The following is a 13,373-nucleotide window of genomic DNA, read 5'->3' as shown; positions in this document are numbered from 1 at the left end:
CTAGGAGCCGGGCGATCCGGTAGGCGTCTGCGAGACCCCGTCCGTCGGGGTCTCCGTCTCACAGGTCACCGAGAACGGCACCGAGTTGGACTTCGTCTCCACCGGGTCGCGGACCTCGACACTGATCTCGTTCTCGAATGTTCCGCTGTCGTCGTACGTCGTCACGAAGGCCCTGTCCTGCTTGGTCCGCCCCCCGCCCTCCGGGAAGGACAGGGTCTTCCAGCCCTGGTCCATGACCTCGCCGTCCCGCGACACCCAGCGATAGCTGACCTGCGCGGGCAGCCGCCCCACCGTGAACGTCGCCGTGAAGGCGGGCGCCCGGCCGTCCGGCGGCGGACAGGACCCGGAGTACTCGGTGTTGGCGCCCGCCAGCGTCACCTTCACGGACTGCGGCGCCGGAGTCGTACGACTGCTGCTCGGACTGGGCGTCGGGCTCTGGCCCCCGTCGGTCGCGTTCTCGTCGTCCGTCTCGGTCGGCGTAGTCCCCTCGCCCGTCTGGGTGGTGGTCTCCTGCCCGCCCGCGTCCCCGCCGCCGTCGCCCCCGCGGTTGAGAAGGGCGTACGTCAGCCCTGCCACGGCCAGTGCGACGGCGGCGATGCCCGCGATCAGCACGAGAGCGGCGCGGCGACGCCGCTCGGGGCGGACGGGAGCGGTGTCGTGAGCGGAAGCGGCGGCCGGTGTGGGCCGGGTGGGTCCGGGCGGTGGGACGGGGGCCGTGGGTCCGGTCCGCGGCGGAGTCCGGTGGGCCGCGATGGGCGGGCTGTAAGGAACCCCCTGGACGGCGTCCGCGCGCGGCGTCCCTCCCGCGCCGATGACCCGCAGGTCCTGTTCGGCCCGGTCGGCCGGCAGCCGCTCGGCCGGGTCCTTGCGCAGCAGTCCCTCGATGACGGGGGCGAGCGGTCCGGCCCGGCGGGGCGGGGGCAGCTCCTCGTCGACGATCGCGCGCAGGGTGCTGAGCGGGGTGGTCTGGCGGAACGGGGAGTTGCCCTCCACGGCCGCGTAGAGCAGGACGCCGAGGGACCACAGGTCCGACTCAGGGCCGGGCGTGCGGCCCAGCGCCCGCTCCGGGGCGAGGAACTCGGGGGAGCCGATGACCTCGCCGGTCATCGTCAGCGCGGAGCTGCCCTCGACCATGGCGATACCGAAGTCGGTCAGGACGACCCGGCCGTCGTTCGACAGCAGCACGTTCGCCGGCTTCACGTCCCGGTGCAGCACCCCGGCCTCGTGCGCGGCCCGCAGCGCGGACAGCACCTCGGCGCCGATGTGCGCCACACGCTGGGGGCTCAGCGGGCCCTCGGCGTCCAGCAGCTCGGCCAGCGAGATGCCGCGGACCAGCTCCATCACGATCCAGGGCCGGCCGTCCTGCGTGGCCACGTCGTACACCGTGACGACATTGCGATTGGCGACCCGCGCCGCGGCCCACGCCTCGCGCTCCAGCCGGGCGTACATCCGCTCGACCTCCGGGCCCGCCAGCCCGTGCGGCGCACGCACCTCCTTGACCGCGACCTCGCGGTGCAGCAGTTCGTCGCGGGCCCGCCACACGGTGCCCATGCCGCCCTCGCCGAGCGGGGAGAGGAGGCGGTAGCGGCCCGCGATCAGACGTTCACTGCCCGGTTCTTCGGACACGGGCGTCCCCCATTCGCATCCGAGCGAAATCTGCACTCCGCGTGATTTCTCCACAAAAGTAGCTCAGCCGAGTGCGGATGCCGCCCCCTGGAGAACCAATCCGGCCCCGATCAGCACGACGAGCACCGCGGATCCCAGTGGAGCGGTCCTGCGGACGAAGACCGTCAGGGGGTGCGCCATCCAGCGGGGCTGCCTGTCCAGCACCCGCGTCACTCCCGTACCCAGCCTCACGACGGCGAACCCGGCCGCGGTGAGGGTGAGCGCGAGCCCGACGCCGTACGCGATGACGAGCAGCAGCCCGAACCAGGCCTTCCCGAGCGCGGCCGCGCCGACGAGCACCACCACCGCGGAGGGGCTGGGCACGAGCCCGCCGGCGAATCCGAGCAGGATCGTGCCGCGGAGGGTGGGGGCGGTGGAGTGGGTGTGGGTGAAGCCGCCGTGGGTGTGGGTGAGGAGGCCGCGGGCGCGGGGGTGCCCGTGCGTGTGGGAGTGGTCGTGTCCGTGGTCGTGGTCGTGTCCGTGCTGGTGGGAGTGGCCGGCGGGGGCGTGCGCATGGGCGTGGCCGTGCGTGGGGGTGGATGTCGCTGGAGCGGTGTGGGCGTTGGCGGCGACCAGGACCGGTTGGCGCTTGTGGGTGTGGCCGGCCTCATGGGTGTGCTCGTGTCCGTCGGTGTGATCGTGCGGGTGGGTGTGGTCGTCGTGCTCGTGCCCGTGGGGATGGCCATGGCCAGGGTCGTGCGTGTGTTCGTGCCCGTGCGTGTCGGGGCGGCCGTGGCCGCGGAAGTGCCAGGCCCGGCGTACGAGTGTCGCGCCCGCCGCGATCACCAGGGCGCCGCTCGCGATGCCCAGCCAGGTGATGACCGAGGGGGCCGCCGCCGAACCGGCGGTGACCAGGAGGCCGAGGGCGACCACGCCCAGGGTGTGCGTGACCGTCACCGAGGCGGCCAGCGGCAGGACGTCCTTCATCCGGGCCCGGCCGCCGCGGGCCGCCGCCACCGCTGCCATCAGGGTCTTGCCGTGGCCCGGCGCGAGCGCGTGCATCGCGCCGAGGAAGATCGCGAGGAGCAGGGCGAGGGCGGCGAAGCCGACGGTCAGGTCCTGGCGGGAGACCAGGCCGTCCAGGGCGCGCGTCCAGCGGTCGGCGCCGCGCGGCAGGACGGAGGCTGCGGGGGCGTTCTGCTCCGCCTCGGCGAGGGCCGGTCCGCCGGGGCGCACCCGCAGGGACGCGGCCTTGGTGTCGGCCGGGGAGGAGAGCAACTCCTGTGGGTACGCGGTCAGTTCACGGGAGATCGACTCCTTCGGCACGTCCGAGGCGGTGAGCGTCATACGGTCGCCGCGCGCCGTGACCTCCCGCCAGCCGGGGCCGGATCCCGTGCCCGCGCCGCGGAAGCCGAGGTCGATCGCGGCATCGCCGGCGTTCTCGGGGAGCGGCGCCGTCAGCCGGCACTCGACGCGCAGGGTGTCGAGCCCCGCCTGACCGGGCCGCACGCGCGCGTGGCTGCCGTTCAGCGCGAGTCCGACCGAACGGCCGTCCACGGTGACCGCGCTGCCCCGCGCGGCGTCCAAGCACCGCTGCCGGGCCCATGCCGACATGCCCGCTTTCTCGATGTCCGGCTCGGCCTGCGTCGCCGGGATCTCGGCGAGGTCCTCGACGTGATGGACGCGCAGTTCGCCGGGGGCGGCGACGAGACCGTCGTAGCGGTTGACGGTGAAGTTGCCGAGGGGGTGCGCGCTCGCGGGAGGGGCGGAGAACAGCGCGAGCGCGCAGGCCGCCATGAGGACGGCGGCGCAGGAGGCGAGCGGACGACGGAGGGTCACTTGGCCGCCTCCGGGTCCTTGAGGGCCGTACGGGCTTCCTTGGCGCCCAGCGGCGAGAAGCCGGGGTTCAGCTTCAGCGCGGCCCGGAGGTGCTCGCGGGCGTTGTCCGCGTTGCCCGTGGCGTGCTCGATGATCCCGCGGTGGTACAGGAACGCGGCGCTGCGGTAGCCGGTGGCCGTGGCCCTGCGGGCGTAGGGCAGGGCTTCCTCGTCCTTGCCGTTGACGTGCAGTGCCCAGGCGAGGGCGTCCGCGGTGTGCACGGTGTGGCGGCGGTTCCATTCGGCGCGGGCGGCGCGCAGGGCGGACGCCTTGTCGCCGTGGTCGGCCGCCGCGAGGGCGGTGTCGAGGTCGGCGTTCACGCCGTTGGCGCGGGCGAGGGCCGTCCAGGCGTCGACGAGGGCGTACTGGTCGTCGGCCTCGGTCCGGTCGCCGGCCGCCTCGTACAGCTCGCCGAGTTCGACGAGCGGGCCCGGGAGCGGGTACCGGGACACGACGTCCTTCAGTCCCTTGATCGCGCCGGCCCTGTCACCGCTCGCGGCCTGTGCGCGGGCGCGTCCTTCGAGCGCGGGGACGTAGTTCTCGTCGGCGGCGAGGGCGCGGGCGAAGTGGGTGAGGGCGGTGTCGTAGTCGCCCTGGTTCCAGGCGAGTTGGCCGAGCTGGGTGGCGACGAAGGCGATGTCGCCGGGGGCCACCGCGGAGGCGAGTGCCTGCCGCAGCACGCGCTGGGCCGTGGTGACGTCGCCGCGCAGTTCGTGCACGTACGCGTACCGCGTGAAGACCGGGACGCCCGGGCGGCGGTCGTCGGCGGTGTTGGCCGCCTCGGCGGCGTCGGTGTAGCGGCCGAGTTCGACGAGGGCGTCGATGCGGGTGCACAGGGCGCGTTCGCTGTAGGGGTTGATCTTCAGGGCCCGGTCGGCGTACTTCAGGGCGTCCTCGAAGTCGTGGCGGGCGGCGGCGAGGGCGGCCCGGCCGGCCAGGGCCTGGTCGTTGTCGCGGTCCAGCTCCAGTGAGCGCTTGAAGGCCTGCTCTGCCTGCGGGTAGCGGGAGGGGTCGCCCTTCGTGCGGGCCTGCTCGACGTAGGCGAGGCCGAGGGTGGCCCAGCTGCCGACGTCCTTCGGCTGGTCGCGGAGGTGGGCCTGGAGGGAGGAGATTCCTGAGTCGAGGTCGCCGGTGGCGAGGAGGCCGGGCGACACCGCGGCCGCCGCCGGGGTGAGGCTCTGGCTCGTGTTGTCGCGGGCGGCGCCGAGGGCGATGGAGCCCGCGGTGAGTGCTACGGCCAGCAGGGTGGCGCAGCCGGCGACGTGGAGCGTGCGGCTGCGGCGTGCGGCTGCGGCGGCGCGGCGCAGGGCGGCTTTGCGGTTCTCGTCCCCGCCGCCCCGGCCCTTGTCGTCCTCCCCCTGAACGGGCCTCGTCCTCGAACGCCGGACGGGCTGGAAGGCCTGCCGTGCCCGCCGTACGGCGGCCACGCGCTGCTCCTCGTTCTCCGGCGCGCTGTCGTTCGTACGCGGGGCCATGCCCTCTCCTCAGTTGGCTTTCCTGCGACGGTGGTTGCTGCGTGCGGCGGCGCGGCCCGCGCCGTGGGGGATGAGTACTGCGCGGGCCGCGCCAGTTGGGGGGACTCAGCGCCTAGTACGCCCGGTCCCGCATCCGGCGCCACCACAACAGGGCCGCGCCGATCAGCAGGATTCCCAGCGCTCCGGCGCCTGCCGAACCGGCGATCAGGGTCATGTCGTCCGTTCCGCCGGAGGCACCCGCCGGTTGCAGCGCGTCGCCGAGCTGGCTGCGGACGTCGGTCTCGCCGTCCGTGCCCTTGGCGAGCGGGCCGCGGGAACCCTCGGTCGGGAGGGCGACGTACGGGAAGGCCTTCTCGAAGTCCTTGTCGTTCTTGTCGACGGCGTCGCCCAGGTCGTTCTTGGCTCCGAGCAGTTCACCCTCGACGACCTGGAGCGAGGCGTCGATCACGTCGTCGGTGAGGCGACGGCCGTTCGGGAAGCCGGCGTTGTCGCCGTCGAGGACACCGAGCCGCTTGGGTTCGGCGGTCGGCTTGATCGAGGTGTTCAGGCGCAGCATCTCCGAAGGCGTGACGTGCGGAGGCTGATTGAGACCCTTCACGCCCTTGAGGAAGACGTCGACGAGGTCGTTGCGCGGCTCGTCGGGGGCCGGAATCTTGTAGATCGCCTCGATGAGCTTCGGCAGCTCCGGGTTGGTGACGTTCTTCAGGAACTGGGCGTCCTCCCACGGCGAGGACGCGTTGAACTTGTCCTTGTCCTTGATGGGGTTGACGACCTCGTTGACCAGCGGGCTGCCGAGGCGCGAGACCTGCTCGAAGTGGCCCTGCGCGTTCTTGCGCTGAGTCGTCGACCAGATGCCGACGATCGGCTGGTCCGCCGACTCGGCGATCATGTGCGTCGGGACCTGCAGGGCGATGGAGTTGACGTTGTAGCCCTTGAGCGTGTCGTTGCCGACCTCGGAGAGGTTCCCGCCGTACAGCAGGTCGAAGACGCGCAGGTCCAGGAAGAACGGGTCGTCGGCCTGCCCGGCGAACGAAGAGGCGTCGCCCGCGAGCTTGTGCACGGCCTGATCGCGCAGCTTGGCGTAGTCCGGCATCGACGCCTTGCCGACGTTCGAGGGCGCCACCGGCACGTCGTTGGCGACCTTCGTCTTCGAGACCAGGTGCTGGTCCTTCAGCTTCAGCAGCTCTACGTCGTACGTCTGCGTGATGTTGAGGTCGGGGTCGTCCAGACTCTCGACCGGACCCGTGTTGTAGAGGAACGTCTTCTTGTTCTTGACGTGCGTCTTGAAGGTGAAGCGGTACAGCAGCTCGCCCTGCGCGTCACCGTTGTTGTCGATGTGGATGTCGTACTGGGCGTCCTCGGCGAACGTGAAGAAGTTGGGTCCGCCGGCGGGCTCCTCGAACGGTATCCAGTTCGCGACGATCGTCGTCGTGTCCGGCTTGTCCGGGCTGACGAACGCGTACACGTCCGTGTTGTCGTACTGCGGAGTCCCCGAGATGAGCGGGGCCTCGCGGTGGCTGGAGGCGGAGGCCGCCCCCGGTTCCAGCGCGGTCACGCCGGCGGCTGCGAGCCCCCCGGCGGCCAGCGCACCGCATACGAGGGTCGCGAGGCCCTTGCGTCCCGCACCGCTCCTGGAATTAGGTGTCATGCTGTCCGTCCTCAGTGCCAACTTGCCTGACGCACCGGGATTCGGAGCCGGGGGCGGGCCGGATTGGTCGATCTCGAAAACAAATTTCTCGGCTGCTCGACCCGCGTTTTCGGTTCGTTGATCCGTAACCCCATCCGGAGGTGTGTTCGTTGCGAATACCTCGTGGGACAAGACGGCCGAGATGCGGTCTGGCTGGAGGGGGAGACGAGTTGGAGGCGGACGAGCTGCTGGTGCTCGTGGCGGGCGGGGACCAGAAGGCGTTCGAGGAGCTGTACGGGCTGGTCTCCGGACCGGTGTTCGGGCTCGTACGGCGCGTCGTGCGCGACCCCGCCCAGTCGGAGGAGGTGGCGCAGGAGGTGCTGCTCGAACTGTGGCGGTCCGCCGCCAAGTTCGACCCCGGCCGGGGCAGCGCACTGTCGTGGATCCTCACCCTCGCCCACCGCCGCGCCGTGGACCGGGTGCGCAGCGCCCGCGCGGCAGGCGAGCGCGAGCAGCGCGAGGCACTGCGCGCGAACCACCCCGCGTTCGACCATGTCGCCGAGGAGGTCGAGGCCGGCCTCGAACGCGAGTGGGTGCGGCGCTGCCTGGAGCGGCTCACAGCCCTGCAACGCCAGTCCGTCACCCTCGCCTACTACGACGGCTACACATACCGTGAAGTGGCCGAGCGGCTCTCCCTGCCGCTCGGCACGGTCAAGACCCGGATGCGCGACGGACTCACCCAGCTGCGCAAGTGCCTGGGAGGTGTCGCGTGAGTTTCGTCGACCGACTGCTCCGGCGCGAGGACCTGCACTCCCTCGCCGCCCCCTACGCCCTCGACGCCCTGGAACCCGGCGAGCGGTACCGCTTCGAGAAGCACCTGAGGAACTGCGCCGTCTGCGCCGCCGAGGTGCGCGCCCTGTCCGAGGACGCCGTGCGCCTCGCCTGGTCGACGGCTGCCGCACCGCCCGCCGCGATGCGCGACCGGGTCCTGGCCGCCGTACGGTCGACTCCGCAGGAGTCCGCCGGGCAGGCCGTCGGCCGGGAGCCGGCACACGCGCGTGCCACTCAGCTGCCGCCGCATGTGTGGGGGAACCAGCCGCCGCCGCGCACCCGTGCGACCAGGACGCGCCCTTTGCTGGCGCCGTTCGCCACCCTCACGGCCGCCGCGGCCCTCGTCGTCGCCTCCCTCTTCGCCGTCCAGGCGACCAGGACGCAGGACCAGCTGGACGCCCAGCGTGCGCAGGCAAGTGAGATCGCTAACGTTCTGGCCGCGCCCGACGCCCGGGCGACCGCCGGCGAGGACGCTGAGGGGCGAACGATCGGAGTGGTCGCCTCCGCATCGGCGGGGAGCGCGATCGTCACTCTGAGCGGCTACGGCGATCTGCCGAGCGGCCGGGTGCACCAGCTCTGGGAGATGCGCCCCGAGGTGCAACCGCGCTCCCTCGGGCTCTTCGAGGGCGACACGCCCTTGCTGGCGTCCGGTCTCGACAAGTCGGCGACGTCACTGGCTGTGACCGTGGAGCCGGACGGAGGGTCTCCGCAACCCACCAGCCAGCCCGTTGTCCAACTCGCCCTGAAATCGGTCGGATTCGGAGAGTAATCAACGACGAGTCGTCAACACCCTTACGGGGAAGGTGAATCCTGTGACCGCGATACACGAGTGCCCCGCCGGGGCGATAGGGTTAACCTGCCCGGGCCGGGTGGACTCGTACGGGTGGGGAGTGACATGGATCAGATAACAGTGCGCAGCAGGGCCAGGGTCCCTGCGATCACCTGCGGGAGCAGCGCGACCAGTTCGCGCCTCGACCGCCATCTCTCGGTGCTGGCGGGTCCCGCCGTGCCGCAGACGGAGGCGGCCGAAGCGACCTCGCTGATGCGTGAGCTGACCAGTCGTGACACCACGCACGCGCGCAGCGACCGGGGTGCGCGAGTCCGCCGCGTCTCGCTCTTCGCCCCGCTGCGTCGACTGCGTCGTTCGCTGTTCGGCGGACGCTGACTCACACCGGCGTTCCCCCTGACGACCTCGCAAGGCCCGCGCTCGACAACCCGCTCCGACCCGGCGTCACGCCGCGCTGTCGTCGCCGTCATCCCCAACGGCACGCAGCGGCACCTCGGAGCGCTGCCTCGGCGCGGGCCCAAACCCTGAAATCCACCCACCCCGCTCCCCGGCCCACGTCCGCCCCACGTAACACCTCGGTCACGTACGGACGTTGACGGGCCACCCTGCACGAGCCGACGACCGTGTCGGCGACCCACCGGGCCGCCAACACGGTCGTCGCGTCATTCGGTCGCCGTACGTCACCGCTCCCCGCGCGTGTACCGGCGTACCGCGAGCGGTGCGAACACCGCTATGAGCACCGCACACCAGGCCAGCGACCCGGCGACGGGATGGGCGACCGGCCAGGCGGCACCGTCCGGTACCGGCGCGTTGCCGAAGAGGTCCCGCAGGGCCATGGTCACCGCGCTGATCGGATTCCACTCGGCGAGGGTGCGCAGCCAGCCCGGCAGGCCCTCGGTCGGAATGTACGCGTTGGACAGCAGCGGCAGGATGAAGGTCGCCCCGCCGAGCTGACCGGCGGCCTCCTCGTTCCGCGTGAGCAGCCCCAGGAAGATTCCGACCCACGTCGTCGCGAACCGGAACAGCAGCAACAGCCCCACGGCGCCGACCGCTGCCGGCGCGGACCCCTCGATCCGCCAGCCCACCGCGACCCCGACCAGCAGGAACGGCACCGCTCCGGCAGCCGTCACCAGCAGATCCGCCGCCGCCTGTCCCAGCGGCACGGCGGCCCGGCTCATCGGCAGCGTCCGGAAGCGGTCCATCACGCCGCGGTGGGTGTCCTGGGCGGCCTGGAACATGCCGGTCATGATCCCGTTCGCGGCGGTCGCCACCAGCAGCCCCGGCACCAGGAAGGAGCGGTACTCCTCGCCGGGCATCGCCAGCGCGCTGCCGAAGACGTAGCCGAAGAACAGCAGCATGGTGATCGGCATGGTCTGGGTCAGGACCAGCAGCCCCGGGTTGTTGCGGATCCGCCGCAGCTGCCGGCCCAGCATCGCGCCGCCGTCGTACGCCAGGGTGCTCATGCGGCACGCTCCTCTTCTCGGGCTTCCGGGGCTTCCGGGGCTTCCTGGGCTTCCGGGGATTCCTGGGTGAGTCGCAGGAACACGTCGTCGAGCGTCGGTGGTTCGATGCGGGCGTCGAGCAACGGCACACCCGCCGCGTCGAGTTCACGCACCAGGCGGGGGAGGGTGAGCGTGGCGTCCCGGGTGACCGTGCCGACGGCTCGCCGCTCGTGGTCGAACGACGGCTCGGCGCCCGTCAGTTGGTCCAGCACGGCCGCCGCCTTCACCATGACGTCCGGATCGGTGACGACGACCTCGACGTGCGCGCCGATGGCGGCCTTGAACTGGGCCGGTGAACCCGTGTGGGCGACCCGCCCCCTGTCCACCAGTGCGATGTCGTCGGCGAGTTGGTCGGCCTCCTCCAGATACTGCGTGGTCAGCAGCACGGTCGTGCCGTCGGCGGTCAGCTCCCGCACGGCGTCCCAGATCCGGTTGCGGCTGGCAGGGTCGAGGCCGGTCGTGGGCTCGTCCAGGAACAGCACGTCGGGGCGGCGCACGAGGCTCGCCGCCAGATCGAGGCGGCGCCGCATCCCGCCCGAGTACGTCGACGCCTGCCGGTCGGCCGCCTCGGTCAGCCCGAAGCGGTCCAGCAGTTCACCGGCCCGCTCGGCCGGTCCGCGCACCCGGTGCAGCCGGGCGAACAGCCGGAGGTTCTCGCGGCCGGTGAGGTCGCCGTCGACCGAGGCGTACTGGCCGGTGACGCCGATGCTGCGGCGGACGGCCGCGGGGTCCCGGAGCAGGTCGTGCCCGGCGATGCGGGCCGACCCGGCGTCGGGGCGCAGCAGCGTGGTGAGGAGCCGTATGGCTGTCGTCTTGCCCGCGCCGTTCGGGCCGAGGAGGCCGCAGACGGTGCCCTGCGCGACGGCCAGATCGAGTCCGCGCAGGGCGTGGACCTCGCCGAATCGCTTCTCCAGGCCTTCACTAAGTACAGCGTACGTAGAAGTCATGGGTCGACCATAGCGCACTACGTACGCTGTACGTAACTAGGATGGAGGCCGAGGTGATGATCGATGGCGGGCAAGGCGGCCGAACCCCAAGTGATCTGGGCGCGTCCCGAGCGGACCGGGCGTGGCCCCAGGCCCGCGTTCACGCGGGCGGACATCGCGGCTGCGGCGGTGCGGATCGCCGACACCGGCGGGCTGGATGCCGTGTCCATGCGACATGTCGCGGCCGAGCTGGGCTGCGGGACGATGTCGCTCTACAACTACGTCCCCCGCAAGGAGGACCTGTACGAGCTGATGATCGACGCGATCGGTGCCGAGCACGACATCCAGGAGCCCTCGGGTGACTGGCGTGCCGACATGATCCGCAACGCGCAGGAGACCCGGGCCATCATGCGCCGTCACACCTGGGTGCCCCGGCTGATGTCAGGGGTGTACGGCTTCAGCCCCAACACCCTGCGCTACCTGGAGCACTGCCTGGCCTGTCTCGAACCGCTCGACGTTCCGTACAGCGTGAAGATGGAGCTGGTCGCGCTGCTCAACGGCGTGGTGACGACGTACACCGAGAACGAGATCGCCACCGCCGAGCGCACCCGTGCCATGCCCTGGTCCGAGGAGGAGGAGAACGCGGTCCGTATCGCCTACCTCGGCAGCCAGGTCGCCACCGGCGCCTATCCGCGGCTGGCCGCGGCCTTCATGGCGGACAGCGGGCCGATCGATCTGGAGGCGGTGTTCGCGCGGGCGCTCGAACGGGTGCTGGACGCCTTCGACCCCGACCCGCGTTAGATCAGCGCGAGTTGTCCCTCCGGGCCCTCCTCGTGCCCGTCCAGCACTGATGCCGGCCTGCGCGCCGCCCCCGGCACCGGCAGGACTCCGGCCTCGTGGAGGTCGTTCGCGGTGATGGCGGAGGTCAACTCCTCTTGGAGCGGCCGCAGTTCCGCCAGCAGGGCCAGGACCGTGATCAGTTCCAGCAGCTCCGACGTCCACGCCTGCGGCCAGGTCGTCGGGCGGATCGCCGCCAGCGTGCCGGGCTCGGGCTCTGCGACCCGGGCTGCGAACCACTGCTCCAGAACCTTCGCGCCGGCCATCTCGAAGTCCCAGGCCTCCGGCGGCACGGGGGAGATGCGGCCCCCGTCGACGTGGAGGGCCTCCTCGTCGCGGTCGTAGTGCAGGGTCAGCGGGCGGGCCGGGAGCGGGGCACGGACGTAGGGGCGACGGCCGCCGGGGAGCTTCGGGCGGTCGCCGTGGCGGAGCATCAGCCAGAGCATGCGGTGGCCCGACTCGACGCCTCGCGCCCAGAGTTCGGGGTCCCGCGGGAGCGGGACGGTGAGGTCGGGGCGGGCGGCGGCCAGGATCCAGGCGAGGACGTCCGCCGGCGCGGGGGAGTGGCCCAGCCGGGAGGCGAGGTGTGGCAGCAGGCCCGGGGCCAGGTTGGGTTCCGTGCCGCCGGGGCGGCGGTACAGCGGGCGGACACGTCCCGGGCGGAGCAGCGGCAGCAGGGAGGTCGCCAGCAGCGGGGAGTCGGGGGTCTCCAGGACGAAGACCTGGCGCTCGTCCGCCACCCGCCACAGCTCGGGGCGGGCCGCGTCGATCAGACGGTGGTCGGGGATCAGCCACTGCTCGTCGAACGGGGCGTGCAGGACCCGCACCGGCTCCGGACAAGGACCCGAGGCGCGGATCAGCTTCTCCGTGCCGGTGGGCCGGCCCGGTAGTTGGCCGACCGCCGAGTGCAGGGTGCGGGAGCGCGTCGGCTCCAGCAGGGTGTCCCGGTCCGGGCCCTCGGCCTTCACGAAGGCGTCCCAGCGGGCCTTCAGGGAAGCCGCGTCGGGACCCGTCGGCCACCCCCGGCCGAGCCGCGGCGGTGCGACGGACCACGGCATGAGGTCCGCCAGCAGCGGAGCGTCGTCGTGCGTCACGCTGGGCATCGTACGACCTGGCTACGACACATGGGTCAGGTGGCGTCCAGGGTCACGGTGAAGGAGAAGCGGTCACCGCGGTAGTGGATGACCGCCGCGTCCAGGACCCGGCCCTGCGCGTCGTACGTCACGCCCGTGTAGTGCAGGATCGGGCTCAGCAGCGGGACTTGCAGCAACCGTGCCGTCTCCGGGTCGGCGAGGCGCGCCTCCACCGTGTCCGTGATGCGGCTGATGTCCGCCCCGACCACGTCCCGCAGCACCTTGGTCATCGGCCAGCGGACGAGGTCGTCCAGGTCGATGCGCGCGGCGAGTTCGGGGCGGACGTAATTGCGGGCGTGGTTGGTCGGCTCGCCCGACTTCTCCTCACTGCGCAGGCGGTGGTACGTCGCCACCTCGTCGAGATCCGGGAAGAACTCGGCGACTTCGGCGGGCACGGGTGCCGTGCCGTGCTCCAGCAGCTCCGTGACCATCCCGGACTGCTGGGCCACGATCGCGTCCACCGAGCCGAGCAGCCGCACGGGGGCGCCCGGGAGGGCGTCCGGCTCGATGAAGGTGCCGCGTCTGCGGTGGCGCGTGATCAGGCCCTCGTCCTCCAGCTCCTTCAGCGCTTGGCGCATGGTCAGCACGCTCACGCCGTAGTGCTCCGCCAACTGCTCCTCGGTGGGCAGGCGCAGCGGGTCCTGCGGCCGGCGGCCCAGTATCGAGGCGCGCAGTGACTGCGACACCTGGTACCAGAGCGGCAGTTTGCGGTTCAGGACGATGGAGTCCGGGGCGAAGGAGGTCACGGGGCCATCCGTACCGGTCGGGGATC

General features: G+C 72.0%; 12 protein-coding genes. 4 read left to right on the top strand and 8 right to left on the bottom strand.

The genetic code is table 11. The features are described 5' to 3' along the window. From ACZ7L5_RS24370 to ACZ7L5_RS24355, 4 genes are all read right to left on the bottom strand, one after another. A complete protein-coding gene (locus ACZ7L5_RS24370; RefSeq protein ID WP_471518718.1) occupies positions 1-1,626 on the bottom strand; it encodes a serine/threonine-protein kinase in 1,626 nt (541 codons plus the stop codon). Positions 1,627-1,689: 63 nt separating this feature from the next. Further along, positions 1,690-3,444, bottom strand: coding sequence for a nickel transporter (locus tag ACZ7L5_RS24365; RefSeq protein ID WP_471518717.1), 1,755 nt, complete (start codon positions 3,442-3,444; stop codon positions 1,690-1,692). Beyond that, positions 3,441-4,958 (bottom strand): tetratricopeptide repeat protein, encoded by a 1,518-nt coding sequence (locus ACZ7L5_RS24360; RefSeq protein WP_471518716.1) that lies wholly within the window; start codon positions 4,956-4,958, stop codon positions 3,441-3,443. Before ACZ7L5_RS24360 ends, ACZ7L5_RS24365 begins: the two co-directional genes overlap by 4 nt. A gap of 112 nt (positions 4,959-5,070) precedes the next feature. Beyond that, positions 5,071-6,606, bottom strand: a complete 1,536-nt coding sequence (locus ACZ7L5_RS24355; protein ID WP_471518715.1) for a DUF4331 domain-containing protein — start codon at positions 6,604-6,606, stop codon at positions 5,071-5,073. A 209-nt stretch (positions 6,607-6,815) separates the two neighbouring features. Here ACZ7L5_RS24355 and ACZ7L5_RS24350 point away from each other — a divergent pair, with 209 nt between their 5' ends. The 3 genes from ACZ7L5_RS24350 to ACZ7L5_RS24340 all read left to right on the top strand — a co-directional run bounded on the left by ACZ7L5_RS24350 (position 6,816) and on the right by ACZ7L5_RS24340 (position 8,581). Continuing rightward, a complete protein-coding gene (locus tag ACZ7L5_RS24350) occupies positions 6,816-7,358 on the top strand; it encodes a sigma-70 family RNA polymerase sigma factor (RefSeq protein WP_190073442.1) in 543 nt (180 codons plus the stop codon). Then, positions 7,355-8,185, top strand: a complete 831-nt coding sequence (locus tag ACZ7L5_RS24345) for an anti-sigma factor (RefSeq protein ID WP_471518714.1) — start codon at positions 7,355-7,357, stop codon at positions 8,183-8,185. Before ACZ7L5_RS24350 ends, ACZ7L5_RS24345 begins: the two co-directional genes overlap by 4 nt. 126 nt (positions 8,186-8,311) lie before the next feature. Beyond that, positions 8,312-8,581, top strand: coding sequence for a hypothetical protein (locus ACZ7L5_RS24340; RefSeq protein WP_328882664.1), 270 nt, complete (start codon positions 8,312-8,314; stop codon positions 8,579-8,581). A gap of 302 nt (positions 8,582-8,883) precedes the next feature. Here ACZ7L5_RS24340 and ACZ7L5_RS24335 read toward each other — a convergent pair whose 3' ends face one another. Beyond that, positions 8,884-9,666 (bottom strand): ABC transporter permease, encoded by a 783-nt coding sequence (locus tag ACZ7L5_RS24335; RefSeq protein ID WP_362380947.1) that lies wholly within the window; start codon positions 9,664-9,666, stop codon positions 8,884-8,886. Then, a complete protein-coding gene (locus ACZ7L5_RS24330; protein ID WP_471518713.1) occupies positions 9,663-10,652 on the bottom strand; it encodes an ATP-binding cassette domain-containing protein in 990 nt (329 codons plus the stop codon). The genes ACZ7L5_RS24335 and ACZ7L5_RS24330 overlap by 4 nt, the downstream gene beginning before the upstream one ends. 63 nt (positions 10,653-10,715) lie before the next feature. Between ACZ7L5_RS24330 and ACZ7L5_RS24325 the strand changes: the two genes are divergently transcribed. Further along, positions 10,716-11,432 carry a TetR/AcrR family transcriptional regulator gene (locus ACZ7L5_RS24325; protein WP_471518712.1) on the top strand — a complete coding sequence of 239 codons (717 nt, stop codon included), beginning with the start codon at positions 10,716-10,718 and terminating at the stop codon, positions 11,430-11,432. Here the strand turns inward: ACZ7L5_RS24325 and ACZ7L5_RS24320 are convergent. Then, positions 11,429-12,571, bottom strand: a complete 1,143-nt coding sequence (locus ACZ7L5_RS24320; RefSeq protein WP_471518711.1) for a type ISP restriction/modification enzyme — start codon at positions 12,569-12,571, stop codon at positions 11,429-11,431. The genes ACZ7L5_RS24325 and ACZ7L5_RS24320 overlap by 4 nt on opposite strands. A gap of 26 nt (positions 12,572-12,597) precedes the next feature. Next, positions 12,598-13,347 (bottom strand): GntR family transcriptional regulator, encoded by a 750-nt coding sequence (locus ACZ7L5_RS24315; protein ID WP_362380951.1) that lies wholly within the window; start codon positions 13,345-13,347, stop codon positions 12,598-12,600. Positions 13,348-13,373: the final 26 nt, after the last annotated feature.

It is taken from the genome of Streptomyces sp. NPDC107528 (genome assembly GCF_055639295.1).
The sequence above is the reverse complement of the archived record's forward strand: the minus strand, read 5'-3'. Positions and strand labels throughout refer to the sequence as shown.

Bases quoted from the DNA above. Each gene is read 5' to 3' on its own strand.
- ACZ7L5_RS24360 (WP_471518716.1), bottom strand. From the start codon at position 4,958: ATGGCCCCGCGTACGAACGACAGCGCGCCGGAGAACGAGGAGCAGCGC.
- ACZ7L5_RS24330 (WP_471518713.1), bottom strand. From the start codon at position 10,652: ATGACTTCTACGTACGCTGTACTTAGTGAAGGCCTGGAGAAGCGATTC.
- ACZ7L5_RS24355 (WP_471518715.1), bottom strand. From the start codon at position 6,606: ATGACACCTAATTCCAGGAGCGGTGCGGGACGCAAGGGCCTCGCGACC.
- ACZ7L5_RS24340 (WP_328882664.1), top strand. From the start codon at position 8,312: ATGGATCAGATAACAGTGCGCAGCAGGGCCAGGGTCCCTGCGATCACC.
- ACZ7L5_RS24335 (WP_362380947.1), bottom strand. From the start codon at position 9,666: ATGAGCACCCTGGCGTACGACGGCGGCGCGATGCTGGGCCGGCAGCTG.
- ACZ7L5_RS24320 (WP_471518711.1), bottom strand. From the start codon at position 12,571: ATGCCCAGCGTGACGCACGACGACGCTCCGCTGCTGGCGGACCTCATG.
- ACZ7L5_RS24325 (WP_471518712.1), top strand. From the start codon at position 10,716: ATGGCGGGCAAGGCGGCCGAACCCCAAGTGATCTGGGCGCGTCCCGAG.